The sequence below is a fragment of the Streptomyces sp. YJ-C3 genome (assembly GCF_053891275.1).
The window spans coordinates 2,081,950-2,107,882 of the sequence record NZ_CM132685.1 but is presented as its reverse complement, the minus strand read 5'-3'; the positions used below and the strand labels follow the sequence as shown (position 1 = coordinate 2,107,882).

The window sequence follows — 25,933 nt, the reverse complement described above, 5'->3', positions numbered from 1 at the left end:
AGACACCGCGCGCCGATGCCGTGGTCATGCCGCCACAGGCCTGCCGCGCGCCGCTTTTCCTTCGGGGGTACTCGCACCATGCGTTCTATACGTCCGTCCGTCGGCCGCGGCCGGAGACAGCGCACTGTCCTCGCCGCTACCGGAATCGTCGCGGCCCTGGCGCTCACCGCCACCGCGTGCAACGACAGTGACGACACGGCCGGGAACAAGCCGGCTGCCGCCGCGTCGCAGGGTTCCGACAGCGGCGCCAAGGTGCCGGGGGACATCGCCGACCAGCTGAAGAAGCACGGCATCGACCCCGACAAGTGGAAGAACGGGGCCTGGAAGAACTGGAACAAGGACGACTGGCTGCGTGAGGCGAAGGACTTCGTCAATCCGGTCATCGAGGGGCTGTGGAAGCCCGAGCGGATGAAGTCCGCCAAGGACCCGGACAAGACGATCGCCGCGCAGGACTACGCGGACGACCAGGGGGTCTCCGACCCGGAGCCCGTCCCCGTCCGGGCGCAGGCCGAGAAGACGCCGTACCACCAGAACGCGGCACCGGTCGGCAAGGTCTTCTTCGACTCCCCCGAGGGTTCGATGGTCTGCTCCGGCACCGTCGTGAAGGATCCGCGCAACCCGGGCAGGTCGAACCTGGTGTGGACCGCGGGCCACTGTGTGCACGCGGGCGCGGCCGGCGGTTGGTACCGCAACATCGCCTTCGTGCCGTCGTACAACGACCTGGGCAAGTCCGCGGACGCGCTGCGCAATGCGACGCAGCAGGAGATCGCGCCGTACGGCACGTTCTGGGCGGACTGGGCATCGACGTCGAACGAGTGGATGAACCAGGGCGCCGAGTCGGGCGGCGCCGGTGCGCCGTACGACTTCGCGGTGCTGCACGTGAAGCCGGAGCAGGGCACCAAGTCGCTCGAGGAGACGGTCGGCAACGCGCTGGACGTGGACTTCTCGACGCCGTCGGTCCAGTCGGTCGGTTCGATGGGCGCGTGGGGGTACCCGGCCGCGCCGCCGTTCGACGGTCTGTTGATGAACAAGTGCGTCGACCGGCCCGGCCGGCTTTCGCTGAGCCCCGAGCAGCCGACGATGTACCGGATCGGCTGCACGATGACGGGTGGTTCGTCGGGCGGCGGCTGGTTCCGTGTCCGCGGCGGGAAGACCGTCCTGGTGTCGAACACGTCGATCGGTCCTGCCTCCAACACCTGGCTGGCCGGACCGCAGCTGGGCCAGGAGGCCCAGGGCGTCTTCGACATGATGAGTGAGAAGTACGGCAGCAAGTAGGGCAGTTGTACGTGAAGGAGCCCCGCCCGGGTGGTCCCGGGCGGGGCTCCTTCACATGGTGCGGGTCAGCTCGCGGTGGCCGTCGGAACGTACGGCGCGAGTTCCGCCGCGAGTTCCTCGTGGACGCGGGCCTTCAGCAGGGTGCCCTCCGGGGTGTGCTCCTCGGAGATCACCTCGCCGTCGGTGTGCGCCCGCGCGACCAGCTTGCCGTGCGTGTACGGCACGAGGGCCTCGATCTCGACCTCGGGCCGCGGCAGTTCGGCGTCGATGAGCGCGAGCAGCTCCTCGATGCCGGCGCCCGTGCGGGCCGAGACGGCGATCGAGTGCTTCTCCTGGCGCATCAGCCGCTGCAGCACCACCGGGTCGGCCGCGTCCGCCTTGTTGATCACCACGATCTCGGGGACCTTGGTGGCCCCGACGTCGCGGATGACCTCGCGTACGGAAGCGAGCTGCTCCTCGGGCGCCGGGTGCGAGCCGTCGACCACGTGCAGGATCAGGTCGGAGTCGCCGACCTCCTCCATCGTGGAGCGGAACGCCTCGACGAGGTGGTGCGGCAGGTGTCGTACAAAACCGACCGTGTCGGCCAGCGTGTACAGCCGGCCGCTCGGGGTCTCGGCCCGGCGCACGGTCGGGTCGAGGGTGGCGAACAGTGCGTTCTCCACCAGGACGCCCGCGCCGGTGAGGCGGTTGAGCAGGGACGACTTGCCCGCGTTGGTGTATCCGGCGATGGCGACCGAGGGCACCTTGTTGCGTCGGCGCTCCTGGCGCTTGATCTCGCGGCCCGTCTTCATGTCCGCGATCTCACGACGCATCTTCGCCATCTTCTCGCGGATCCGACGGCGGTCCGTCTCGATCTTGGTCTCACCGGGACCACGCGTGGCCATGCCGCCACCGCCGCCGCCACCCATCTGCCGGGACAGCGACTGACCCCAGCCGCGCAGTCGCGGCAGCATGTACTGCATCTGCGCGAGCGCGACCTGCGCCTTGCCCTCTCGGGACTTGGCGTGCTGGGCGAAGATGTCGAGGATCAGAGCGGTCCGGTCGACCACCTTGACCTTGACGACGTCTTCGAGGTGGATGAGCTGGCCGGGGCTGAGCTCACCGTCGCACACGACGGTGTCGGCTCCGGTCTCGAGGACGATGTCACGCAGTTCCTGGGCCTTGCCCGAGCCGATGTACGTCGCCGCGTCAGGCTTGTCCCGGCGCTGGATGACGCCGTCGAGCACCATGGCGCCCGCGGTCTCGGCGAGCGCGGCGAGCTCCGCGAGGGAGTTCTCCGCGTCGTCCACCGTGCCCGACGTCCAGACGCCGACGAGGACCACGCGCTCCAGGCGGAGCTGCCGGTACTCGACCTCGGTGACGTCCTCGAGCTCGGTGGACAGGCCGGCCACACGGCGCAGGGCCGCGCGCTCGGAGCGGTCGTACTGCTCACCGTCCCGCGCTCCGTCGATCTCGTGGCTCCAGGCGACGTCCTCTTCCATCAGGGCATCGGCCCGAAGACCTTCGGGGTAGTTCTGCGCGAGGCTCTGCGCGTCCTGGGAAGGGGAAGAAGAGGAGGTCATTGGATCCTTACGTAGCTGGGATTCGGGAAAGGGTGACGAACGCCTCGTCCGTCATCTGTGACAACGCGCGACCCCGCCCCGGGATTCCCGGGAGGGCCGGTCGGAGCCGATCCGACGGCCCGCGCCGTCGACCTGAAGATGTTCGCACGGAACGGGGCGTCTCGTCATCCGGGTTATTTCCCGCGGTCAGCGGGCCGAAGCCCGGATTTCGGCGCTATTTCCGGGCCGGCTGGGTCTTCCAGTCCGGGTGCCCGGGCATCGGCGGCGTCTTCGCGCCGTAGAGCCACGCATGGAAGAAGCCGCTCAGGTCACGCCCCGCGACCTTCGAGGCGAGATCCGTGAAGTCCGCCGTGGTGGCGGTGTCGTCACGGTGCGTCTGCACCCACTCCCGCTCCAGGCTCTCGAAGGCGTTCTTGCCGATCTCCTGGCGCAGCGCGTAGAGGACGAGGGCGCTGCCGTCGTAGACGACGGGCCGGAAGATGCTGATCTTCTCGCCGGACTCGGGCCCCTTGGGCGCGGCGGGCGGCCCGCCGGCGGCGCGCCAGGTGTCGGAGTTCTGGTAGGCGGCGCGCATCCGCTTCTCCATGGGCTGGTCCGCCTTCTCCTGCGCGTACAGGGCCTCGTACCAGGTGGCGTGTCCTTCGTTGAGCCACAGGTCGGACCAGGTGCGCGGGCTGACGCTGTCGCCGAACCACTGGTGGGCCAGCTCGTGGACCATGATCGAGTCGACGTACCACTTCGGGTACTCGGGGCGCGTGAAGAGGTCCCGCTCGAAGAGGGAGAGCGTCTGCGTCTCGAGTTCGAAGCCGGTGCTCGCCTCCGCGATGAGCAGGCCATAGTTCTCGAAGGGGTAGCGGCCGACCTTCCCCTCCATCCAGGCGATCTGTGCGGGCGTCTTCTTGAGCCAGGGCCGCAGCGCCTTGACGTCCTTGGCGGGGACGACGTCGCGTACGGGAAGGCCGTGCGGGCCCTCCTGGTGGAGCACCGCGGAGCGGCCGATGGAGACCTGCGCCAGTTCGGTGGCCATGGGGTGGCGGGTGCGGTAGACCCAGCTCGTGGTGTTCCCGACGCGCGCCGTCGCGACGGGCCGGCCGTTGGCGACGGCGGTGAGGTTCTTGGGTGCGGTGACGCGGAAGGTGAAGTAGGCCTTGTCGGCGGGGTGGTCGTTGCACGGGAACACCCGGTGCGCGGCGTCGGCCTGGTTCGCCATGGCGAGCCCGTCCTTGGTGCGCACCCACCCGATCTCCTGCTTGCCGGGCCTGGGGTCGCTGGTGTGCCGCACGGTGATGTGCAGCGGCAGTCCCGCCGGGACGGGCTGTGCGGGAGTGACGATCAGGTCCTCGTCGCTGGTGGCGAAGCGCGCGGGAGTGCCGTTCACCTCGACCGAGCGCACCGTGCCGTGCGAGAAGTCGAGGTTGATCCGGTCGAGCGGGGACGTGGTCCGCGCGTCGATCTTGGTGACGGCGTCGAGCGGCTTGCTGTTGTCGCCGCGGTAGGCGAAGGCGACGTCGTACGACTGCACGTCGTACCCGGGATTGCCCAGGTGCGGGAAGAGGCGGTCCCCGATGCCGAGCGGTGCCGGCTGGGGCGCGGCCGCGGCGAGGAGGGCGACGGAGGCGCCGGCGGCGAGGAGCGCGGCGGTGCGGGGCGTTCGGGTGCGGAGTCGGGAGCTGAGCAGCATGAACTACGGCTATCAGCGTGCCGCCCCGCGCACCGGGCGGTACACGCCGCACCCACCCGAACGAGACCCACCCGGACCTCAGAGTGCTCCGGCCGCCGCGTGCTGGGCGCGCCCCACGTCGTACACCCCCGGCACGTTGCGCATCGCCCGCATGAGCGCCTGGAGCTGGGCGGCGTCGGGGAGTTGGAGCGTGTACGTGTGTCGGACGCGGCCTTGGACGGGTGGTTCGACGGTCGCCGACATGATGGCGACGCCCTCCAGCGCTATGGCTTCCGTGAGGTCGGCCAGCAGGTGCGGGCGGCTGAACGACTCGGCGACGAGCGTCACCCGGTACTCGGCGTCCGTCTCGGCGTCGGCCCAGCGCACGCCGACCTCCGAGCGGCCGGCGCTCTTCATCCGCGCCACCCCGGAGCATTCGACGCGGTGCACGGTGACGACGCCGCCGCGCACGGCGAAGGCGGTGACCTCGTCGGGCGGTACGGGCGTACAGCATCCGGCGAGGCGCACGGTCGCGCCGGGCTGGTCGACCACGGCATTCGCCGCGGCGGGCCGTACGGAGGGGCCGTTGTAGGGCGCGCGGGGCGCCGGCTCGGTGGCGCTCGGGCCCTCCGGGTGGGCGGCGAGCCAGCGCCGGATGGCGATGCGCGCGGCGGGCGTCCGGGCGTGGTCGAGCCAGTCGCGGGACGGCTCGGAGGCGGCGGCGCCCTCCATCCGGTCCATCAGCAGCTGCACGGTGTCGCCGTCGCTGAGGACCGTGCCCAGCGTCGCCAGGCGGCCGTTGACGCGTGCGCCGATGCAGGCGTGGGCGTCCTCGCCGTACTGGGCGTACGCGGCGTCGACACAACTGGCGCCCGCGGGCAGGCCGATGGTGCCGCCGTCGGGCCGGAAGACGGTGATCTCGCGGTCTTGGGCGAGGTCCTCGCGCAGGGTCGACCAGAACATGTCGGCGTCAGGGGCGGACTGCTGCCAGTCGAGGAGGCGGGAGAGCCAGCCGGGGCGGGTGGGGTCGGAGCGCTCTCCGAGGGTGTCCAGGTGCTCTTCGCCGGACGGCGTATAGGGATTGCCGAGGGCGACGACGCCCGCCTCCGCCACCTTGTGCATCTGGTGCGTACGGATGAGGACTTCGGCGACCTCGCCGTCGCCGCGGGCGACGGCCGTGTGGAGCGACTGGTACAGGTTGAACTTCGGTACGGCGATGAAGTCCTTGAACTCCGAGACCACCGGCGTGAAACAGGTGTGCAGCTCACCGAGGACGCCGTAGCAGTCCGCGTCCTCGGAGACGAGGACGAGGAGGCGCCCGAAGTCGGCGCCGCGCAGCTCGCCGCGCTTGCGGCGGACCCGGTGGACGGACACGAAGTGCCGGGGCCGGATGAGGACTTCGGCGCTCAGGCCCGCCTCGCGCAGCACGCCGCGCACCTCTTCGGCGATCGCGGCGAGGGGGTCGTCCTCGCGGGCCGCGTTGGCCGCCATGAGGGTGCGGGTCTGCGCGTACTCCTCGGGGTGGAGGATCGCGAAGACGAGGTCCTCGAGCTCGGTCTTCAGGGCCTGGACGCCGAGGCGCTCGGCGAGCGGGATGAGGACGTCGCGGGTGACCTTGGCGATCCGTTCCTGCTTCTCCTGGCGCATGACGCCGAGGGTGCGCATGTTGTGCAGGCGGTCGGCGAGTTTGATCGACATGACACGTACGTCGTTGCCGGTGGCGACGAGCATCTTGCGGAAAGTCTCGGGCTCGGCGGCCGCGCCGTAGTCGACCTTCTCGAGTTTGGTGACGCCGTCGACGAGATAGGCGACCTCTTCGCCGAACTCCGTGCGCACCTGGTCGAGCGTCACCTCCGTGTCCTCGACGGTGTCGTGGAGCAGGGAGGCGGTCAACGTCGTGGTCTCCGCGCCCAGTTCGGCCAGGATCAGCGTCACCGCGAGCGGGTGCGTGATGTAGGGCTCGCCGCTCTTGCGCATCTGACCGCGGTGCGAGGACTCGGCCAGCACGTAGGCGCGGCGCAGCGGGTCGATCTCGGTGTCCGGGTAGTGCGCGCGGTGCGCCTCGACCACATGGCCGATGGCGTCGGGGAACCGGCCGCGGGCGGTGGGTCCCAGCAGCGCGGCACGGCCCAGACGGCGCAGATCGATCCGTGGGCGACCGCGCCTGCGATGTGCTCCGGGCGTGATCGGCCCCGGGCTGGCGGGGTTCGTCGCCTCCGCACTCATGAGCACCTCCGGCTTTGTCGACCGGCGGCGGGCTGGCGGCGGCACCCGTCCGGACCGGTGCTTGATGCTACCGAGCCCATCACGTGGCGCAGTCCCGCTCTCGCCCAGCGTGAAACGGATCACCCATTCGAGCGAAGGTTTACGGGTTTACGGTTTCGAGCGCCGCGAACCAGTCCGTGTCGATCATGCCCTCGGCCACGATCACGGCGGGCCCGGTCATCTCGATCTCACCGTCGGGCCGCTCGGTGATGCTGAGCCGGCCGCCGGGCAGATCGATCTCGTACGTCACGGGGGCGCCGGTCAGGGCCGGGTCGAGGCCGTCCCTGCGGGCCGTGGCGACGGCCACCGCGCAGGCGCCGGTGCCGCAGGACCGGGTCTCGCCGGAGCCGCGCTCGTGCACGCGCATGGCGACGTGGCGGGGGCCGCGGTCGACGACGAACTCGACGTTCACCCCGTCCGGGTAGGCGTTCGCCGGAGCGAAGGGGGGCGGGTCGTACAGGGTGCCCGCGTGCGCGAGGTCGTCCACGAAGGCGACGGCGTGCGGGTTGCCCATGTTCACGTTCGTCGCCGGCCAGGTGCGGTCGTCGACGGACACGGTGACGTCGCCCGCGGGCAGAGCCGCCTTGCCCATACCGACCGTGATCAGGCCTTCCTTGTCGATGTGGACCGTCTTGACGCCGCCTCGGGTGGCCACGGCGACATCGCCCTCGGTGACGTGCCCGGCGTGCTGGAGATAGCGGGCGAAGACCCGCACGCCGTTGCCGCACATCTCGGCGATCGAGCCGTCCCCGTTGCGGTAGTCCATGAACCACTCGGCCTCGGCGGCCAGGTGCCGCGCCTCGGGGTGGGCGGCGGAGCGCACGACGTGGAGAACGCCGTCGCCGCCGATTCCGGCGCGACGGTCGCACAGCGCGGCCACCACGGCCGGGGAGAGCGCGATGGCGTTCTCCGCGTCCGGGATGATCACGAAGTCGTTCTGCGTTCCGTGGCCCTTGAGGAAGCTGGTCATTTTTCGATCGTACGAGATGGGTCCGACAACGCGGTCAGCGGAGTCGTGCGACCCGCCAGACGGCGAGGACCGCCACCGCCGCCACCACGACGACGTACGCGCACACGACCCGCCAGTCCGGCAGTCTGCCGGACCCGCGCGGCGGGAAGCCGGGCAGCGCGTAGCCCACGCGGCGGGCCGCCATCATGCCCCAGCCGGCCGCGCACGAGCTGATCAGCAGGCCGAGCATCGCGACCACGGCGCCGCCGTCGCCGAACTCGAAGAACAGCGGGAAGGCGAACATCAGCGAGCCGATGGTGGCCAGGATCACGATGGGGGCGAGCTGCCAGATGCGGAGTCTGCGCTGCGGGCGCAGCTCGACCTCGACCTCCGCCGCCTCGTCCTGGGCGGTGATCTCCTCGGCGGTGGGCCCGTCGGCGATCACGCCGTCCGGGATCGCCTCTGGACCGTCTGGGCTCAACTGCTCCCCGCCTGGTGCGGTGTCACGAGGGCCGGCCTCCATCGCCACGCGCCCTCCCACTCCGGACTCCATTGGTCGATCGATGGTCGATGATGGCACGCTCCGGGAGGCCGGGATGACCGCCCGAGCGTCCCGATGCCATCACGTGATCAGGCTGTAACCGGTCGTTCGACCAACGCCATTGCCCGGGCCGGGAGTTCCCCGCGCTCGGCAACGGTCCCATTGAGCCAATGCACGCGCGGGTCGCGCCGGAACCATGAGTCCTGGCGGCGCGCGAAGCGCTTGGTGGCGCGGATGGTCTCCGCGCGCGCCTCCTCCTCGGTGCACTCGCCCGCGAGGGCGGCGAGGACCTGCTGGTAGCCGAGTGCACGCGATGCCGTACGTCCTTCGCGCAGGCCCTGGGCCTCCAGCGTGCGTACCTCGTCGACGAGACCCGCCTCCCACATTCGGTCCACACGTGTGGCGATGCGTTCGTCGAGTTCGGGGCGCTCGACGTCGACGCCGATCTGGACGGTGTCGTAGACGGAGTCATGCCCCGGCAGGTTGGCCGTGAACGGCTTTCCGGTGATCTCGATGACTTCGAGGGCGCGCACGATGCGGCGGCCGTTGCTCGGCAGGATCGCGGCGGCGGCCTCCGGGTCGGCGGCGGCGAGGCGGGCGTGCAGGGCGCCGGAGCCGCGCAGCGCGAGTTCCTCCTCCAGGCGGGCGCGGACCTCGGGGTCGGTGCCGGGGAACTCCATCTTGTCGACGGCGCCGCGTACGTAGAGCCCGGAGCCGCCGACGAGAATCGGCCAGCGGCCCTCGGCGAGGAGGCGGTCGATCTCGGCGCGGGCGAGCTTCTGGTACTCGGCGACGCTCGCGGTGACCGTGACGTCCCAGATGTCCAGGAGGTGGTGCGGGATCCCGGCGCGCTCCTCGGGCGTCAGCTTCGCGGTGCCGATGTCCATCCCCCGGTACAACTGCATGGAGTCGGCGTTGACGACTTCGCCGCCGAGTTCCTTGGCGAGGAAGACACCGAGATCTGACTTTCCGGCCGCGGTGGGACCGACGACGGCGATGACCCGCGGGGCGGGAGCTGCACTACTCACCGCCCCAGTCTCGCAAACCCCGGGGCCGCTTCTCGAACGAGCTGCGTGACGCCACAGGTCCGAGGTCGTTGCCTGTTGCGAGGTTCCAGCCGCCGGTTTCGAGGGGCCGGTGACCCGGGCGACGCAATGGGACGCACCGGGCAGGGCGGGATTTCGCCCACACGAGTAACGTATGGAGTTGAAATGGGCGTTTTTGCCATGTTTCGCCGGAAGGCCAAGGACAGCGGCGAGGTGTCGGCCGTCGAGGAGCAGGCCGCCGCTGTGACGGCCGAGCCGGAGTCGGAGAGCGTGGAGGGCGCCGAGTCCCCGTCCGAGGCCGCCGGAGCCGCCACGGCCGAGCAGCGGGCCGAGGAGACGGAGGCCGGCGAGGTTGTCGAGGCCGCCGCGACGGAGAGCGTGGAGATCCCGAAGCAGCAGTCCGCCGAGCAGGCCGCCGACAATGAGACGGCCGGCGAGGGCGCCCGCAAGTAGCTTCCGCGAGGGAAGGTGGGTCCATGGGCTTCCTGGACAACTTGAAAGCCAAGCTCAGCCCCGCAAAGGACAAGGTCGCCGACCTCGCGCAGCAGCACGGGGACAAGATCGACCAGGGTCTCGAGAAGGCCGCCAGGACGGTCGACGAGAAGACCAAGGGCAAGTACAGCGACAAGATCCAGCAGGGCACGGACAAGGCGAAGGACGCTCTGGACCGTCTCTCCGGACCGGGTGGCAAGGACGGCGGCACTCCGCCGTCACCCCCGGCGGCGTCCTGACGCCGCAGCCACGCACATGGCGGACGGCCGCGAAGCCCGAGGACTTCGCGGCCGTCGCCGTGTTCCTTGCGGGCTGCTCGCTACGTCCAGGAGGCCACGAAATAGCCGACTCCGTAGGGCGCGCCCTCGTACAGGAGGCGGCTCTTGCCGTCCTTCTTGTCCCACGCGCCGTTGAGCAGTTGCCAGGGCGCGCGGCCGGAGATCTTCAGTTCGCGGGCGAGGCCGGCGTCCAGCTGGGCCAGGTAGCCGTCCTGGTCCAGGGTGCCCAGGGCCTCGGCGATCCGTGCGTCCACCGCTTCGGCGCGCTCGTCCAGGTAGCCGGGTGCCTTCACGGTGCGGCAGGCGGTGCCGTCGCCCATGACGAGGAAGCCCACGCGCTCCGTGCCCGTGCGGCCGTCCGCGAGGCGCCAGGCGCCGTCCGCGGTGTCGAACGCCGTGCCGCCGGACTCCACCTCGTAGCCGCGCGTCTCGCCCGTCCAGCCCGCGCGCGCGAGGAGCCACGCGCCTACGGAGAGGGACGGCGGGAGCGTGGCCCCGGCGGACTCGTCCGGCGCTCCGAAGTGGACGTCGAGGTCGACGCCGAAGGGGCGGAAGGAGCCTCGGGAGCCCGGCCCGTGGACACCCTGGCGCGGGCCCTCGCCGATCACCCACAGCAGGTCCGGTTCGGCGGCGAGGACCGCACCGATCGCCTCGTCGCAGGCGGCGCGCGCGGTGTCCAGCTCGGGGGCGGCACCGGCCGCGACCTCCGGCACGAGCAGGGGAGGACAGGGGCAGACGGCGGCGGCGACAAGCATGATCGGCAGCTTACTGGTCGGGGGCCCGCCAGAAGTCGGGGACGGCGTCCCCGACATCCGTAGCGCCCGCGGAGGAATGGCCGGGCCCGGGCGCGGGAGTGCTCCAGACCTCGTACCGCCTGCGGCGGGCCTCCTCACGGGTGGCCCAGCTCACGCATGATCAACCATGCAGTGACCATGTGCCCCCATAAGTCGGCCCTCTATGAGTCCGCCCTCTATGAGTCGGCCCTTGTCGGTCAGTCGACCGCGCAGCCCCCGGTGACCGCCGGCAGGGGCTCCGGTACGCCCACCTTGGGCAGGCCGAGCAGGACGCCCTGCTTCTTGTCCTGCGTTTCCTTGGTGCGCCTCTCCCAGGCGTCGCCCGCGCGCGTGGGACGCACGTTCAGGACGGCGCCCTCGGCGAGCAGGTGGTGCGGGGCGGCGTAGGTGATCTCGACCGTGACCACGTCGCCGGGGCGGACCTCTTGGTCCGGCGCGGTGAAGTGGACCAGGCGGTTGTCGGGGGCGCGGCCGGAGAGGCGGCGGGTGGCGCCGTCCTTGCGGCCCTCGCCCTCGGCGACCATGAGGTCGAGCGTGCGGCCGACCTGCTTCTTGTTCTCCTCCCAGGAGATCTCCTCCTGAAGGGCGACCAGACGCTCGTAGCGCGCCTGCACGACCTCCTTGGGGACCTGGTTCTCCATGGTCGCGGCGGGCGTTCCGGGGCGCTTGGAGTACTGGAAGGTGAAGGCGTTGGTGAAGCGGGCCTCGCGGACCACGTGCATGGTCTGCTCGAAGTCCTCCTCGGTCTCGCCCGGGAAGCCCACGATGATGTCGGTCGAGATCGCCGCGTCCGGCATGGCGGCGCGGACCTTCTCGATGATTCCGAGGAAGCGCTCCTGGCGGTAGGAGCGGCGCATCGCCTTGAGGACCGTGTCCGAACCGGACTGCAGCGGCATGTGGAGCTGCGGCATGACGTTCGGGGTCTCCGCCATCGCGGCGATCACGTCGTCCGTGAAGTCGCGGGGGTGCGGGGAGGTGAAGCGGACCCGCTCCAGGCCCTCGATGGTCCCGCAGGCGCGCAGCAGCTTGCTGAACGCCTCACGGTCGCCGATGTCGCTGCCGTACGCGTTCACGTTCTGGCCGAGCAGGGTGATCTCGGAGACGCCCTCGGCGACCAGGGCCTCGATCTCGGCGAGGATGTCGCCGGTCCTGCGGTCCTTCTCCTTGCCGCGCAGCGCGGGGACGATACAGAAGGTGCAGGTGTTGTTGCAGCCGACCGAGATGGACACCCAGGCCGCGTACGCGCTCTCGCGGCGGGTGGGCAGCGTGGACGGGAAGGCCTCCAGCGACTCGGCGATCTCGACCTGCGCCTCCTCCTGGACGCGGGCGCGCTCCAGGAGGACGGGCAGCTTGCCGATGTTGTGCGTGCCGAAGACGACGTCCACCCAGGGCGCCTTCTTCACGATCGTGTCGCGGTCCTTCTGAGCGAGGCAGCCACCCACGGCGATCTGCATGCCGGGGCGCTGGGTCTTCCGCGGAGCGAGTCGGCCGAGGTTGCCGTAGAGCTTGTTGTCAGCGTTCTCACGCACCGCGCACGTGTTGAAGACCACGACGTCGGCGTCGCCGTCGGAGCCCTCGGGGGCGCGGACGTACCCCGCGCCTTCGAGGAGGCCCGACAGGCGCTCGGAATCGTGGACGTTCATCTGGCACCCGTAGGTGCGTACTTCATAGGTCTTGGGTGAACGGTCGTCCACGGCCGGACGCGGGTCGCTGCTGCTCATAACAACAAGGGTATGGGGTGCCCGGAGTGGCCCCGTTCCGCCCCCGTGCCGCTCTGCGCTACTTGCGGCGGTCCGCGACGGCGGCGATCCAGCGGATGAAGTCACCGGGGTCCTGGTCGGCGCCGTGCCCGGCGTCCCAGTAGTACGACGTGTTCACGTGGTCGCCGAGGGCGGTGAGGCGGGCGGAGAGGTTGCCGGCGATCGTGTGCGAGGTGTCGGTGTCCTTGGTGCCGAGGCGGATCCACCAGTGCCGGGAGCGGTTCGCGTCGGCCTGGCCGGCCAAGTGGTGCATCGGGTTCATCAGGTGGAGCTTGGCGGGGACGTCGGGTTCCAGGCGGGCTCCGGCGCCGTTCTCGTGGCGGAGGCTGTAGAGGGTGAAGTGGCGGGCCCTGGTCGTTCCCGTGCCGAAGAGGTTGGTCTCGGGGGTGGTCATGGCGAAGTCGTCGAAGGACGGCGCGTTCTTCTTCCGGGGGCCGACATGGGTGAGGAAGTCGCTCCATGTGAAGGTGGCCCGGCCTTGGGCCCAGGTGATGAACGGGTTGGCGGCGAGGTATGCGGCGCGGTCCGCGTCGGACAGGGACGCGAGGTACTTGGTGGCCGACGGCTCCATGTAGGTCTTCAGGAGGTACGCATCCATGTTGCGTGCGGTCAGGGAGCCGAAACCCTTCGCCTTCAAGTGGAGCGAGGCCACGTAGTCGACATATGAGGTGGCGAGTTCCTTGGATACGGTGCGGTCGACCTGGGAGCCGTCAATGAGGGGGTTGCTGCCCCAGCACCACTCGTACGCCATGTCGGCGTGCTCCAGGTCCGTGATCGGGCACCAGGCCCCCGTGGCGAAGATCGCGTCGCCGCGCCGATCTCCTCCAGGTAGGGGCGGTAGAGCGGGCTGTCACCGGAGGCTCCGAGCAGGGACGACAGGGCGCCGCCCGCGCTGACGCCGGAGGAGACGATGCGGTCCACGTCGCCGGGGACGCGCCCCTTGTTGAATCTCAGGTACCGGACGGCCGCCTTGAGGTCGACGATCGCGGCGGGCGCCGTGCCGTAATACGTACCACTGGCGTCGACGAGGGTGCGGCCACGCGCGCCGGGCTCCACGACCACGTACCCGGCGGCGAGGGCGAGGCCCTGGCGGCTGGTGCCGCCGCCCATCCCGGAGGCGCTGATCCCGGTGGCGCCCGCCACCGAGGACGGCATGTATCCGCCGATCTGGTTGGCCAGCAGGACGGGGGCCCGCCGGGCGTCGACGGGCCTGCCGTCGATGCGCACCGGGACGCTGACGTTCAGGGACTGGTACGCGGCGTCCACCGGGCGCGCCACGTACGAGGCGACCTTGGTGAAGCGGTAGACGACCTCGTGGGCCGTGCCCTCGGTGTCCTTGATGGTGACCGTGAGCTCCGTGTACGCGTCCGGGTCGAAGACCAGGGAGGAGGGCGTGGACGCTCTCGACACCGCGGCCGAGGCGAGTCCGGCCGCCGGTGCGGCGGCGCTCGCGGCGAGTCCCATGACCGCTGTCCTGCGCTTCACGTACGTCTCCTGTCGTCGCGGCTCTGCGGGCAACTGCCGCTCCTCCGGGCCCGGTTCGGGCACGGGGAACGGGTCAGCGGGTGCAGCGCCGCCAGGATATGGATCGCCTACAAAATTGTCAGCAATTTCGCTCACATCCTGTCCGCGGATACGGGATCTCACAGCTTCACCTCCCCCTTCCAGATGTTTTGAACGCGTTCAACTATCCTGGGTCCGAGGGTTCCTAGGGGTGGAGGCAGAGCCATGAAGATCGTGATTCCGGGCGGCACCGGCCAGGTGGGCGGCGTCCTGCGGCGTGCGCTGAGCGCGGCGGGGCACGAGGTCGTCGTCCTGAGCAGGCGCCCCACGCGCGCGGGCGAGGTGGCCTGGGACGGTCGGACCCCGGGCGCCTGGACGAAGGAGATCGACGGCAGTGACGTCGTCGTCAACCTGGCCGGGCGCAGCGTGAGTTGCCGCTACACGCCCGAGAACCTCCGGGCCATGATGGATTCGCGGGTCGACTCGGCCCGTGCGGTCGGCGAGGCCATCGCCTCCGCGGGCCGGCCGCCCGCGCTGTGGCTGCAGATGAGCACGGCCACGATCTACGCGCACACCTTCGGCGCCGCCCACGACGAGACGAACGGCGTCCTCGGAGGCACCGAGCCGGGCGTCCCCGGCTACTGGGCGTACAGCGTGAACATCGCCCGGCAGTGGGAGCGGGCGCAGGAGGCCGCCACCACTCCGGACACCCGCAAGGTCGCCCTGCGCGCGGCGATGGTCATGAGCCCGGACCGCGGCGGCGTCTTCGACGTGCTGTCCTGGCTGACCCGCCTGGGCCTGGGCGGTCCCGTCGCCGGTGGCAGGCAGTACGTGTCGTGGATCCACGACCGGGACTTCGTGCGCGCGGTCGAGTTCCTGATCGGCCGCGAGGACCTCACGGGGCCGGTGAACCTCGCCGCACCGCACCCGCTCCCCCAACGGGAGTTCATGCGCGCCCTGCGCCGCGCCCGGCGCGTCCCGGTGGGCCTGCCCGCCACCCGCGGGATGGCCGAGCTGGGCGCCTTCGCCCTGCGCTCCGACACGGAACTGCTCCTCAAGAGCCGCCGCGTGGTGCCGGGCCGGCTCCTGGAGGCGGGGTTCTCCTTCACGCACGAGCGCTGGGAGAGCGCGGCCCGCGATCTCGTACGCCGCTGAAGCCCGAAGTCGGCCGCTGCAGCCCGTAGCCGGCCGAAGGCGCCACCGGCGACGATCCGCTTCGCCGTCGTGGATCGTCGCCGAGGTGTGATGCCCGCTGCCTCCGCAAGGCCTGGTCAGCGCCCGGCCCGAGCTGGCAGGATCGCGCGCATGCCCGAACTGTTCACCCGTGTCACCCGTCGCCGCGCGCTCACCGGCGCCGCGGCCGGGCTCGTGGTGTTCGGGCTGCTGCTGTGGTGGCTGGCCCCGTGGGGCGAACCCGAACAGAGCGGGAAGGTCACGATCAGCACGGGCGCCCGCACCGGCGTCTACGAGAAGTACGGCAACCTGCTCAAGACGGCCCTGGGCGAGGACATCCCCCGGCTCGACGTGCGGCTCACCAGCAGCGAGGGCTCGTGGGACAACGTCGAGCGGGTGGCCACCGGCAAGGCGGACTTCACCATCGCCGCGGCCGACGCGGTCGCCAAGTACCAGCAGGAGGGCCGTCAGGGCGCGACCGAGCTGCGCGGCTGCGCCCGCCTCTACGACGACTACATGCAGCTCATCGTGCCCCGCTCGTCCTCCGTGAAGTCGGTGAAGGACCTCAAGGGCAAGAAGGTCGCCGTGGGCGGGGCCCGCTCGGGCGTGCGCCTGATCGCCGACCGGGTGCTGCGCGCGGCGGGCCTGGACATCGAGACGGACGTCACGCCCGTGGGCATCGGCATAGACACCATGCCCGCGGCCCTCGAGTCCGGAGAGATCGACGCGTTCTTCTGGTCGGGCGGCCTGCCCACCACCCACGTCGGCAAGCTGTCGGAGAGGTTCCCGATCCGCCTGGTCGAACTCGGCAGTCTCGTCGACAAACTGCACAAGCAGGGTGAGTCGTCCCGCTACTACCGGGCGGCCGTGATGCCCGCCGACGCCTACCCGGCCGCCCAGCGGGGCAAGGCCGTCAGCACGCTGGCCGTGGCGAACCTGCTGGTGACCACCGACCGCACGGACGCGGCACTGACCGAGGCGATGACGCGTACCGTCATCGACAGCCGCGACCACATCGGCAACGAGGTGCACGCGGCGCAGCTCGTCGACCTCAGGACCGCCGTCTACACGGACCCGCTGTCCCTGCACGAGGGCGCGCGCCGCTACTACCGCTCCGTCAAGCCCTGACCGGCGTCCCGGGACTGCGGCACCGGCGCGGTCCTGGGCACGCGCATCGTGACCTTCAGCCCGCGCGGTTCGTGCGGGGTGTACGCGATGGAGCCGCCGCCCGCGGCCAGCAGCGCCCGGGAGATGGACAGGCCGAGGCCCGAGCCCTTGATGTTCTGGTGCTGTCCGCTGCGCCAGAACCGGTCGCCGATCCGGGCGAGCTCCTCCTCGCGCAGGCCGGGGCCGCCGTCGGCGACCTCGATGGCGCTCGTCTCCCCGTTCGCCCGGACCGTGACCGTGACCCGCTCGCCCTCGGGCGTGAACTTCAGGGCGTTGTCGACCACCGCGTCCAGGGCACTGGACAGCGCGACCGGGTCGGCCCAGCCGGTCACCGCGGGACACTCGGCGACCAGCCGTACGCCCTTGCCGTCGGCCGTGAGGCGCCAGGCCTCGACGCGCTCGGCGGCCAGCGCGCCGATGTCGGTCAGCTGCAGGTCGGCGGCGGCGTGCTCGGCCAGGGCCAGATCGAGCAGGTCGTCGAGGACGCGGGCCAGGCGCTTGCCCTCGGTCTGCACGGACGCGATCTCCTCGTTCCCCTCCGGTAGCTCGTACGACAGGACCTCGATGCGCAACAGCAGGGCGGCGAGCGGATTGCGCAGTTGGTGCGAGGCGTCGGCGACGAAGGCGCGCTGCTGCTCCAGCACGTCCTCGACGTTGTCCGCCATCTCGTTGAACGACCGGGCCAGGCGCCGGAGTTCCGGCGGACCGCCGGCGGCCGCGACCCGCGATTTCAGGCGCCCGGTGGCGATGTCGTGGGTGGTCGCGTCCAGCACCCGTACCGGACGCAGCACCCAGCCGGTCAGGCGGAGCGCCGCGCCCACCGCGAGGAGCATCGCGGCGACCTCGCCCGCCACGATGACGAGCCAGCCGCGCAGCGTCGCGGCGCGCATCGCGTCGGTGGGCGAGTCGGTGACGACGACCGCGACGACGTCACCGTCCCGGATGACCGGCGAGGCGACGACGAGCCGGCCCTCCTGCCACGGCCACACCTGGGCCGGATCGTGGCTGCCGCGCGAGTACAGCGCCTCTTCGAACGCCGCGTACACGGCGCCGGTTCGCCGGGGCACGGAGAAGTCGCCGGGGGCCCGGCCCATCGGCTCCCGGCCGCGGTAGAAGACGCCGGCCTTTATGCCGTACACGTCGTGATAGCGGGCGAGTTCCTTCTGCAGGGTCTGCTGCCGCTCGTCCGTCACGCTCCGCCCGCCCTCTTCCGGGTGGGTCGTGACGAACTGCGCGAGCGAGGCGAACCGTGCGGTGTCGTCGATGCGGTCGATCACGACCTTCTGCTGCTGCGCGGAGGCCACGCTCACCGCGAGCGGGAAACCGAGCGCGAGCAGCACGCCCGCCATGAGGACGATGAGCAGCGGAAGCAGACGGGCGCGCACCCGGGGACTCTACGGCTTCCGCTATGCGGCCGGCGCGACGAGCCGGTACCCGACGCCGCGCACGGTCTCGATGAGGGCGGGCATCCGCAGCTTGGACCGCAGGGAGGCGACATGCACCTCCAGGGTGCGCCCCGTCCCCTCCCAACTGGTGCGCCACACCTCGCTGATGATCTGCTCCCGCCGGAACACGACCCCCGGACGCTGCGCGAGCAGTGCCAGCAGGTCGAACTCCTTGCGGGTGAGCTGGACGGCGGTCCCGTCCACCGTGACCTGCCGCGTGGGCAGTTCGATGCGTACGGCACCGAGCCGCAGTCCGGGCTCGGCCTCGGCGACGGGCGCGGTCTCCCCGCCCGTGTTGCGCCGGCTGACGGCATGGATGCGGGCCAGCAGTTCCCCGGTGTCGTACGGCTTCACCACGTAGTCGTCCGCGCCGAGATTGAGCCCATGGATGCGCGAGCGCACGTCCGCGCGCGCGGTGACCATGATGACGGGGGTCGAGGTGCGCTTGCGGATCTTGCCGCAGACCTCGTAGCCGTCCTGGTCGGGCAGCCCCAGATCGAGCAGGACGACGCCGAACGCGTCGGGCTCGGGGACGAGCGCCTGCAGCGCCTCCTCGCCGTTGCGGGCGTGCCGCACCGAGAAACCGTGCCGGGCGAGCACGGCGGACAGGGCCGCGGCCACATGGTCGTCGTCCTCGACGAGCAGCAGTCTCATTCCGGCCCCCTCACCCGCCCCGGTCTCTTCACGTTCACCAAGGCATCCACGCCGATACATAAGGACGGCGTCAAGAGCCTGCCGGTTACGTCCGTGTTCCGTTATGCAGCCGGTACGCGGGACCACGCCCTCTTCACGCATAGTGTCCGGTTGCGGCCGGATCGTTATGCTCAATTTCCCCTCAGATGTAATGACGCTGGTCGTACGGCGTTACTAATGTCCTCCCAACCGAGGAGGATGGAGCAAGACCCCGATGACCGAAGTTTCGGTGACCAAGGACGCCACTCCCCCTGCGGGCGATGCACTGGTCGCGCTGAGCGAAGTCAATAAGCACTTCGGTGCGCTGCACGTGCTCCAGGACATCGACCTGACCGTCGCGCGAGGTGAGGTCGTCGTCGTCATCGGCCCGTCCGGCTCCGGCAAGTCGACCCTGTGCCGCACGATCAACCGCCTGGAGACGATCGACTCCGGCAGCATCACGATCGACGGCAAGCCGCTGCCCCAGGAGGGCAGGGAACTGGCCAGGCTGCGCGCGGACGTGGGCATGGTGTTCCAGTCCTTCAACCTCTTCGCGCACAAGACCGTGCTCGAGAACGTGACGCTGGGCCAGATCAAGGTCCGCAAGGCGGACAAGAAGACGGCCGAGGAGAAGGCCAGGGCGCTCCTCGACCGGGTCGGCGTCGGCGCGCAGGCGGACAAGTACCCCGCACAGCTCTCCGGTGGCCAGCAGCAGCGTGTGGCCATCGCGCGGGCGTTGGCGATGGACCCGAAGGTGATGCTCTTCGACGAGCCCACCTCGGCGCTCGACCCGGAGATGATCAACGAGGTCCTCGAGGTGATGCAGCAGCTCGCCCGGGACGGCATGACGATGGTGGTGGTCACGCACGAGATGGGCTTCGCCCGCTCGGCCGCCAACCGCGTCGTCTTCATGGCGGACGGCCGGATCGTCGAGGAGTCCGCCCCCGACCAGTTCTTCAGCAACCCGCGCAGTGACCGGGCCAAGGACTTCCTGTCGAAGATCCTGCACCACTAGACGCGCGTCGACGCGTGCGTCGCCCCAACGGGACCCCCGCGCGCGCGTGTTGAGTTTTTCCCTCTGCCGAATCTGCCGACACGAAGGATGTTCCCCATGAAGCTCCGCAAGGTCACCGCGGCGGCCACCATCGCCCTCTCGCTCGCCGTCACCGCCACCGCGTGCGGCGGCAGCGACGACGACAAGGGTTCCGGTGGCGGCAAGAAGATCACCATCGGTATCAAGTTCGACCAGCCGGGCATCGGCCAGAAGACCCCGGACGGCAAGTACGAGGGCTTCGACGTCGACGTCGCCACGTATGTGGCCAAGGAGCTCGGCTACAGCGCGGACAACATCGAGTGGAAGGAAGCCAAGAGCGCCGACCGCGAGACGATGCTGCAGCGCGGCGACGTGGACTTCATCGCCGCCTCGTACTCGATCAACGACGAGCGCGCCGCCAAGGTGGACTTCGCCGGCCCGTACCTCCTGGCCCACCAGGACGTCCTGATCCGCGCGGACGACAACTCGATCAAGGACCCGAAGGACCTGAACAGCAAGAAGCTGTGTTCGGTGACGGGTTCGACGTCGGCGCAGAACATCAAGGACAAGCTCGCTCCGAAGGCCCAGCTGCAGAACTACGGCGGCTACTCGGAGTGCCTGACCGGCGTCGAGAACAAGGCGATCGACGCGCTGACCACGGACGACTCGATCCTCGCCGGTTACGCCGCGCAGTCCCAGTTCAAGGGCAAGTTCAAGCTCGGCGGCTTCAAGATGACCAACGAGAACTACGGCATCGGCGTCAAGAAGGGCAGCGACCTCAAGGCCAAGATCAACAAGGCCCTGGAGAAGATGGTCTCGGACGGTTCCTGGGAGAAGGCCGTGACGGCCAACTTCGGTCCCGCGAACTACAAGAACGAGCCCGCCCCGAAGATCGGCAACATCGTCAAGTGACGTGGTGAGGCAGGGCGCGGCGATCCCTCCGGCCGGACGGACCGCCGCGCCCTCCCCATACCTGGCAGCCCTCCAGACACGCGGAAGCGCGGGAGATCGTGTTCGACTTTCTTGAAGGTTACGACCTGCTGGGAGCGTTCTGGGTGACGGTGAAACTCACCGCTCTCTCAGCCGTCGGCTCCCTCATATGGGGAACCGTCCTGGCCGGTATGCGAGTCGGCCCGGTCCCCGTGATGCGCGGCTTCGGCACCGCGTACGTCAACATCGTGCGGAACATTCCGCTGACCGTCATCATCGTGTTCACCTCGCTCGGCCTCTTCCAGACGCTGGGCATGAGCATGGGTTCCACTCAGTTCGACACCATCAACTTCCGGCTGTCGGTGCTCGGCCTGATCGCGTACACCTCGGCGTTCGTCTGTGAAGCGCTCCGCTCCGGTATCAACACGGTGCCTCTCGGCCAGGCGGAGGCGGCCCGTGCGCTCGGGCTCAGCTTCAATCAGGTTCTGACCCTGATCATCCTGCCGCAGGCCTTCCGCTCGGTGGTGGCCCCGCTCGCCAACGTGCTGATCGCGCTCACCAAGAACACCACGGTGGCCTCGGCCATCGGTGTCGCCGAGGCCGCGCTCCTCATGAAGGAAATGATCGAGAACGAGGCCCAGCTCATTCTCATCTCCGCCGTCTTCGCGTTCGGCTTCATCTGCCTGACGCTGCCGACCGGCCTGTTCTTCGGCTGGGTGAGCAAGAAGGTGGCGGTAAAGCGATGACCTCGGTCCTCTACGACGCCCCGGGCTCCCGGGCCAAGCGGCGCAACGTCCTTTACTCCATAGCGTTCCTCGTCGTCTTCGCTCTCGTCGCCTGGTGGGTGATCGCCAAGCTCGACGAGAAGAACCAGCTCGACTGGCTCAAGTGGAAGCCGTTCTTCACGGACAGCCGTCCGTGGGAGACCTACATCTGGCCGGGCCTGGAGAACACCCTCACGGCAGCCGCGTTCGCGATGGTCATCGCACTGCCGCTCGGCGCCCTCTTCGGCATCGCGCGTCTCTCCGACCATCTGTCGGTGCGCATCCCCTCCGGCGCGGTCGTCGAGTTCTTCCGCGCCATCCCGGTCCTCATTCTGATGATCTTCGCGAACGCGGCGTACTCCGAGTTCACGAACGTCTCCTCGGACGACCGGCCGCTGTACGCCGTCGTGACGGGCCTGGTGCTCTACAACGCATCGGTCCTCGCCGAGGTCGTCCGCGCGGGCATCCAGGCCCTCCCCAAGGGCCAGACGGAGGCCGCGTACGCCATCGGTCTGCGCAAGGGCCAGACGATGCGCGCGATCCTGCTGCCGCAGTCGGTGACCGCGATGCTGCCGGCGATCGTCAGCCAGCTCGTCGTCATCGTGAAGGACACCGCCCTGGGCGGCGCGCTCCTCACGTTCCCCGAACTGCTGGCGTCCGTGCGTCCGATGAGCGCCGCGTACGGCGCCAACACCATCGCGTGCTTCACGATCGTGGCCCTCATCTTCATCGCGATCAACTTCGCCCTGACGACCTTCGCCTCCTGGCTGGAGGGACGGCTGCGCCGCAGGAAGAAGTCGACCGGCGCGGTGCTCCCGGCTGCGGCCGTCGGCGGCGCGGAGTCCGCGGGAGCCGGCGGCACCATGTAGGGGGTCGGCGCGCGGTCGCTCGACCGTTCCGGTATCAAGGAGGCAGTGGCATGATCGCCACTGCCTCCGTCACTTGACGCAAGCACCGGCAATGGGTTGCATACGCTCTGTGAACGCGCACCCCGCTCCAACTGCCCGTCCTTGTACGTCCAGTACGCCGCCCGCGCCCCTGCGCGGGGCTCCCACCGGCGGGCTTCTCGGGGCAGGAGGGGCCGCGCCGTGGATCCGGTGATCGTCGTCGGCGCCGGCCCGGTCGGGCTCACGCTGTCCCTCGCGCTCGCCCGGCACGGCGTGCCGTCCGTGGTGCTGGACGAGGGTCCGGGCAAGGACGAGCAGCGCCCGGCGCGCACGGTCGTCCTGCGCGAGGACACCGCCGCGCTCGTCGAGCGCCTGTCGGGTACGTCGTTCGACGGGGCCGGCTCCCGTTGGGCGGGGTGGCGCTCCCTGCGCCGCAAACAGGAGATGCGTACGCTCACCTTCGGTGAGCAACTGCCCGCCCCGCTGCACATCGCCCAGCACGAACTGACCGGCGCGCTGCGCGAGGCCGTCGCCCGGGAACGGCTCGTCAAGATCTCCGTCGACAGCCGCCTCGACTCGATCGAGGAGGAGAAGTCCGGCCTGACCGCGCACACCCGCGGCCCCAAGGGCACGTGGTGGCGGGGCAGTTACCTGGTGGGCTGCGACGGCCCCCGCTCCACCGTGCGCAAGCTCCTCGACATCCGCTTCCCGGGCCGCACCGCCGTCGAACGGCACGCGGTCGCCGCGCTGCGCACGGAACTTCCCTGGCCCGGCCAGGCGTTGCTCCATCGGAGCCCTCCGTGGCGGACCTCGGGTCCTTCGGGCGCGGAAATCGTCGGCCGCCCCCTCGCCGACGGCGTCTGGCGCCTGGACTGGCTGCTGCCGCCCCGCAGCGACCTGGTCACCCCGGATGTGCTGGTGGCACGCATCCGGGAGACGCTCGCGGGCTGGTGCGGAGGCTCCACCCCGCCCTACGAGCTGCTGGACACCGGCGTCCACACGGTCCACCACCGCCTCGCCCGCCGCTGGCGCGTCGGCCGCGCCTTCCTCGCCGGCGACGCCGCGCACCTGCTGGGCGCCCTGGGCACCCAGGGCCTGGACGAAGGCCTGCGCGACGCGGACAACCTCGCGTGGAAGCTGGCCCTGGCCTGGCACGACGGGCCGCGCGCGGCCCCGGACGACGCGCTGCTCGACAGCTACCAGGTCGAGCGCCGCGCCGTCGTCGCGGGGCGGCTGCGCGCCGCGGACCAGGCGCTGCCGATACTGCGGGGCGGCGGCGGACTGCGTTCGTACGTCCCCGGGTCCGCCCGCGGTCACGACGCGCTGCTCACGGACGGTCACCTGGGGCACGGCCCGCTCGGCGCGCCGGGGACGTACGCCGATTCGCCCCTCGCGCCGCCCCGCTCCGAGTCGCAGGTGGAGGTCGGCACGGCGCCCGGCGCCCCGATCTCCGATGTCCGCGTGACGGCGCCCGACGGCTCGTTCGTCCGGCTGCGGGACCGGCTGGGCCTCGGGCACCTGCTCGTCGTCCTCGTCGCGCCCGGCACCGGTGTGTGGGAGCGCAAGCACTGGATGTCGGCGGGCCTGATGCCACGGCTCGCCGCGGCCGTCGCGGCGCTGCCGCACGAGGCCGAGTTGCTCGTCGCGGAGAGCTATCCGGGCGCCGCGGCCCACACGGTGCTGCTGATCCGGCCCGACGGGCATCTGGTGACGGCGCTGAGCGGAGTGCGCCCGGCGGAGCTGTACGAAGCGGCGCAGACCGCGCTCGGCGGCCCCGTGCCCGACGGCGAACCGGTGGAGAGCGCCGCGAAGGGCGGGCGCGCCTGATCGTGCGCGGGCCGCGACGGGCTCGAGCGGGCCTCCAGGGATGTGAGTTGACCGGCTCCCACCGCCATGGTGTACTCCGGAGCGTGACGATCGACAGCGATGTACGCCTGTGGCGGAGGGTCCATATGGACCTCGTCCGCTACGCGGGCTGCGTGTGTCGCCCGTCCTGCTGAATTCGCCTTCTCTTCCCTTCCGCGTGCCTGCCCTGTGATGCCCTGTCGTCGGCATCCGCGGCGCGCGTCCTTCGCGAACTCCAGGACGGTACCCGTGTCTCTGCCCACGTCTTCCCCCGTGTCCGCCGGGGGCGCCGCGCCCGAGGCGGCGCCCACCCAGGCCGACCTGCTCGACTTCGTCCGCCGCACCGCCGCGGACCGTGATCTCATCGCCTCCCTGCCGCTGGATCCGGAGGGCCGTACCTGGGTACGGCTCGAAGGCCCCGGCGGCAGCGAGGCCTGGCTGATCGGCTGGCCGCCCGGCACAGGCACCGGCTGGCACGACCACGCCGAGTCCGTCGGCGCCTTCCTCACGGCGTCGGGCGAGCTGACGGAGAACTCCCTGGCCGCCCGACTGCCCGCCGACGGCTGGCGCACCCTGGAACTGTCCGAAGGGGTCGACAGGGAGCGGCAGTTGAAGGCCGGCCAGGGCCGCGCCTTCGGCCGCCACCACGTGCACGAGGTGCTGAACGAATCCCGCACCGAGCACGCCGTGTCGGTGCACGCCTACTACCCGCCGCTGCCGCAGATCCGCCGCTACAGCCGCACCGGTCCGGTGCTGCGCCTGGAGTCGGTGGAGCGCCCGGAGGACTGGCAGTGAGCGCCGCGGCCCACGGCCCGGTGGGCATCGACACGCTGCTGGAACAGGTGCGGTCCGGGCTCGACCGGATCGAGGCACGGGAGGCGTTCGACGCGGCCTCCGCAGGTGAGGCCCTCTTGGTCGACATCCGGTACGCGGCGCTGCGCGAGCGCGACGGGCTGATCCCCGGCGCCCTGGTGGTCGAGCGCAACGAACTGGAGTGGCGTCTCGACCCGCAGGGCAGCCACCGCGCGCCCGAGGCGACCGGTCATGATCTGCGCGTCGTGGTCGTCTGCAACGAGGGCTACGCCTCCAGCCTCGCGGCCGCGTCGCTGCGGCAGTTGGGGCTGCACCGGGCGACGGACCTGGTGGGCGGGTTCCAGGCGTGGCGAGCGGCGGGTCTGCCGGTCACCGAGGCGTGAGTACGGGTGCCCCTGGCCGTAAGCAGCCGTAGGGGCCGTAAGGGCCGTAAGGGCCGTAAGGGCCACCCACTATTGCGAACTGCCCCTTACTGCTTACTGCTTACTGCTTACTGCTTCGGCGATGGTGAGCATGACGGGCATGCCGTCGCCGAGCGCCACCTTCAGAGGGGATGCGGGATTCAAGTGCTGCTGATCGGCAGCGAGTTCGCTCCCGGCGACCGAGCCGGCACCGAATCCGCCGAGTGATCCGGCGGTGACGTCCGAGTCCCAGGTGCGGGTGGGTCCGGTCGACGTGAGGCCTTGCGCCGGGTACTTGTCGAGGCCGACGCGGACAGTGGAGCGGACGACTTCGGTGACAGTGGCGCCCCCGATCTCTCCGCAGCGTCCGGACAGCGGCCTCGGGCACACCCGACCCCTGTGCCGCGAGCACCCGGTCGGCGCGGAGCCCGTCGCGGACCTGGGCAGGGCGGCGTCGCCGAGGGTGGGCTGGGCGAACAGGACGGTGCACGTCATGCCGACCAGCAGGGTGAGCTGGGTGACCACAGCGGCCAAGCGTGCGGCATGGCCCCGGAGGTTGGCGGCGGCGAGCCGGGCGCCGGGCCGGTCAGTCGCAACGGCCGCCCGAGGAAGACCATGGCGGCCTTGACGAGGAGCGGTCCGAGGAGGGACACGGCGACCGCCAGGACGTCTGCCGGG

General features: G+C 70.6%; 25 protein-coding genes and 1 pseudogene. 13 read left to right on the top strand and 13 right to left on the bottom strand.

The genetic code is table 11. The features are described from left to right. Positions 1-78: 78 nt before the first annotated feature. Positions 79-1,275, top strand: a complete 1,197-nt coding sequence (locus ACVHNB_RS09375; RefSeq protein WP_456227796.1) for a trypsin-like serine peptidase — start codon at positions 79-81, stop codon at positions 1,273-1,275. A 65-nt stretch (positions 1,276-1,340) separates the two neighbouring features. Here the strand turns inward: ACVHNB_RS09375 and hflX are convergent, their stop codons facing one another. From hflX to miaA, 6 genes are all read right to left on the bottom strand, one after another. Continuing rightward, positions 1,341-2,837: a GTPase HflX gene (hflX, locus tag ACVHNB_RS09370; RefSeq protein WP_428951861.1), complete on the bottom strand. Its 1,497-nt coding sequence runs from the start codon at positions 2,835-2,837 to the stop codon at positions 1,341-1,343. A gap of 214 nt (positions 2,838-3,051) precedes the next feature. Next, complete coding sequence (locus ACVHNB_RS09365; RefSeq protein WP_456227795.1) at positions 3,052-4,518, bottom strand: M1 family metallopeptidase; 1,467 nt, start codon at positions 4,516-4,518, stop codon at positions 3,052-3,054. A gap of 78 nt (positions 4,519-4,596) precedes the next feature. Beyond that, entirely contained in the window at positions 4,597-6,723 is a 2,127-nt protein-coding gene (locus tag ACVHNB_RS09360) for a RelA/SpoT family protein (protein WP_428951863.1), read from the bottom strand. Between the two features lie 139 nt (positions 6,724-6,862). Continuing rightward, positions 6,863-7,732: a diaminopimelate epimerase gene (gene dapF, locus ACVHNB_RS09355; protein WP_456227794.1), complete on the bottom strand. Its 870-nt coding sequence runs from the start codon at positions 7,730-7,732 to the stop codon at positions 6,863-6,865. 34 nt (positions 7,733-7,766) lie between these two features. Then, positions 7,767-8,234 carry a hypothetical protein gene (locus ACVHNB_RS09350; RefSeq protein ID WP_428957517.1) on the bottom strand — a complete coding sequence of 156 codons (468 nt, stop codon included), beginning with the start codon at positions 8,232-8,234 and terminating at the stop codon, positions 7,767-7,769. A 107-nt stretch (positions 8,235-8,341) separates the two neighbouring features. Next, positions 8,342-9,280 carry a tRNA (adenosine(37)-N6)-dimethylallyltransferase MiaA gene (miaA, locus tag ACVHNB_RS09345; protein ID WP_428951865.1) on the bottom strand — a complete coding sequence of 313 codons (939 nt, stop codon included), beginning with the start codon at positions 9,278-9,280 and terminating at the stop codon, positions 8,342-8,344. Between the two features lie 198 nt (positions 9,281-9,478). On the opposite strand from miaA, the gene ACVHNB_RS09340 reads away from it, so the two are divergent. Together ACVHNB_RS09340 and ACVHNB_RS09335 are read left to right on the top strand one after the other, a co-directional pair. Then, positions 9,479-9,751 carry a hypothetical protein gene (locus ACVHNB_RS09340; protein ID WP_456227793.1) on the top strand — a complete coding sequence of 91 codons (273 nt, stop codon included), beginning with the start codon at positions 9,479-9,481 and terminating at the stop codon, positions 9,749-9,751. A gap of 23 nt (positions 9,752-9,774) precedes the next feature. Then, a complete protein-coding gene (locus tag ACVHNB_RS09335) occupies positions 9,775-10,029 on the top strand; it encodes an antitoxin (protein WP_428951867.1) in 255 nt (84 codons plus the stop codon). Positions 10,030-10,109: 80 nt separating this feature from the next. Here the strand turns inward: ACVHNB_RS09335 and ACVHNB_RS09330 are convergent, their stop codons facing one another. The 4 genes and pseudogenes from ACVHNB_RS09330 to ACVHNB_RS09315 all read right to left on the bottom strand — a co-directional run bounded on the left by ACVHNB_RS09330 (position 10,110) and on the right by ACVHNB_RS09315 (position 14,086). Then, complete coding sequence (locus tag ACVHNB_RS09330; RefSeq protein ID WP_428951868.1) at positions 10,110-10,823, bottom strand: class III extradiol dioxygenase subunit B-like domain-containing protein; 714 nt, start codon at positions 10,821-10,823, stop codon at positions 10,110-10,112. 10 nt (positions 10,824-10,833) lie between these two features. Beyond that, entirely contained in the window at positions 10,834-10,977 is a 144-nt protein-coding gene (locus ACVHNB_RS09325) for a hypothetical protein (RefSeq protein WP_456227792.1), read from the bottom strand. 82 nt (positions 10,978-11,059) lie between these two features. Further along, positions 11,060-12,583 carry a tRNA (N6-isopentenyl adenosine(37)-C2)-methylthiotransferase MiaB gene (miaB, locus tag ACVHNB_RS09320; RefSeq protein WP_456227791.1) on the bottom strand — a complete coding sequence of 508 codons (1,524 nt, stop codon included), beginning with the start codon at positions 12,581-12,583 and terminating at the stop codon, positions 11,060-11,062. A 58-nt stretch (positions 12,584-12,641) separates the two neighbouring features. Then, a pseudogene (locus ACVHNB_RS09315) lies at positions 12,642-14,086 on the bottom strand (subtype B tannase). Positions 14,087-14,350: 264 nt separating this feature from the next. On the opposite strand from ACVHNB_RS09315, the gene ACVHNB_RS09310 reads away from it, so the two are divergent. Together ACVHNB_RS09310 and ACVHNB_RS09305 are read left to right on the top strand one after the other, a co-directional pair. Continuing rightward, positions 14,351-15,280, top strand: a complete 930-nt coding sequence (locus tag ACVHNB_RS09310) for a TIGR01777 family oxidoreductase (protein ID WP_428951871.1) — start codon at positions 14,351-14,353, stop codon at positions 15,278-15,280. Between the two features lie 150 nt (positions 15,281-15,430). Continuing rightward, positions 15,431-16,426 carry a TAXI family TRAP transporter solute-binding subunit gene (locus ACVHNB_RS09305; RefSeq protein WP_428951872.1) on the top strand — a complete coding sequence of 332 codons (996 nt, stop codon included), beginning with the start codon at positions 15,431-15,433 and terminating at the stop codon, positions 16,424-16,426. Here ACVHNB_RS09305 and ACVHNB_RS09300 read toward each other — a convergent pair. Next, on the bottom strand, positions 16,405-17,850 hold the full coding sequence (locus ACVHNB_RS09300) for a sensor histidine kinase (protein ID WP_428951873.1): 1,446 nt from the start codon (positions 17,848-17,850) through the stop codon (positions 16,405-16,407). The two genes, ACVHNB_RS09305 and ACVHNB_RS09300, sit on opposite strands and share 22 nt — an antisense overlap. 21 nt (positions 17,851-17,871) lie before the next feature. Beyond that, positions 17,872-18,564, bottom strand: a complete 693-nt coding sequence (locus tag ACVHNB_RS09295; protein ID WP_456227790.1) for a response regulator transcription factor — start codon at positions 18,562-18,564, stop codon at positions 17,872-17,874. Positions 18,565-18,817: 253 nt separating this feature from the next. Here ACVHNB_RS09295 and ACVHNB_RS09290 point away from each other — a divergent pair, with 253 nt between their 5' ends. From ACVHNB_RS09290 to ACVHNB_RS09255, 8 genes are all read left to right on the top strand, one after another. Then, positions 18,818-19,597, top strand: a complete 780-nt coding sequence (locus ACVHNB_RS09290; RefSeq protein ID WP_428951875.1) for an amino acid ABC transporter ATP-binding protein — start codon at positions 18,818-18,820, stop codon at positions 19,595-19,597. Positions 19,598-19,693: 96 nt separating this feature from the next. Next, positions 19,694-20,527 carry a glutamate ABC transporter substrate-binding protein gene (locus ACVHNB_RS09285; protein WP_428951876.1) on the top strand — a complete coding sequence of 278 codons (834 nt, stop codon included), beginning with the start codon at positions 19,694-19,696 and terminating at the stop codon, positions 20,525-20,527. A 98-nt stretch (positions 20,528-20,625) separates the two neighbouring features. After that, a complete protein-coding gene (locus ACVHNB_RS09280; protein WP_428951877.1) occupies positions 20,626-21,291 on the top strand; it encodes an amino acid ABC transporter permease in 666 nt (221 codons plus the stop codon). Then, entirely contained in the window at positions 21,288-22,178 is an 891-nt protein-coding gene (locus tag ACVHNB_RS09275) for an amino acid ABC transporter permease (RefSeq protein WP_428951878.1), read from the top strand. Before ACVHNB_RS09280 ends, ACVHNB_RS09275 begins: the two co-directional genes overlap by 4 nt. A 219-nt stretch (positions 22,179-22,397) precedes the next feature. Continuing rightward, positions 22,398-24,023 carry an FAD-dependent monooxygenase gene (locus ACVHNB_RS09270; protein ID WP_456227789.1) on the top strand — a complete coding sequence of 542 codons (1,626 nt, stop codon included), beginning with the start codon at positions 22,398-22,400 and terminating at the stop codon, positions 24,021-24,023. Between the two features lie 125 nt (positions 24,024-24,148). Beyond that, on the top strand, positions 24,149-24,196 hold the full coding sequence (locus ACVHNB_RS09265) for a hypothetical protein (RefSeq protein WP_309506048.1): 48 nt from the start codon (positions 24,149-24,151) through the stop codon (positions 24,194-24,196). Positions 24,197-24,290: 94 nt separating this feature from the next. Beyond that, positions 24,291-24,836 (top strand): cupin domain-containing protein, encoded by a 546-nt coding sequence (locus ACVHNB_RS09260; RefSeq protein ID WP_428951881.1) that lies wholly within the window; start codon positions 24,291-24,293, stop codon positions 24,834-24,836. Beyond that, positions 24,827-25,237, top strand: coding sequence for a rhodanese-like domain-containing protein (locus ACVHNB_RS09255; RefSeq protein WP_456228859.1), 411 nt, complete (start codon positions 24,827-24,829; stop codon positions 25,235-25,237). The genes ACVHNB_RS09260 and ACVHNB_RS09255 overlap by 10 nt, the downstream gene beginning before the upstream one ends. 93 nt (positions 25,238-25,330) lie before the next feature. On the opposite strand, the gene ACVHNB_RS09250 is transcribed toward ACVHNB_RS09255, so the two are convergent. Continuing rightward, positions 25,331-25,789 carry a hypothetical protein gene (locus tag ACVHNB_RS09250; protein WP_456227788.1) on the bottom strand — a complete coding sequence of 153 codons (459 nt, stop codon included), beginning with the start codon at positions 25,787-25,789 and terminating at the stop codon, positions 25,331-25,333. Positions 25,790-25,933 lie beyond the last annotated feature (144 nt).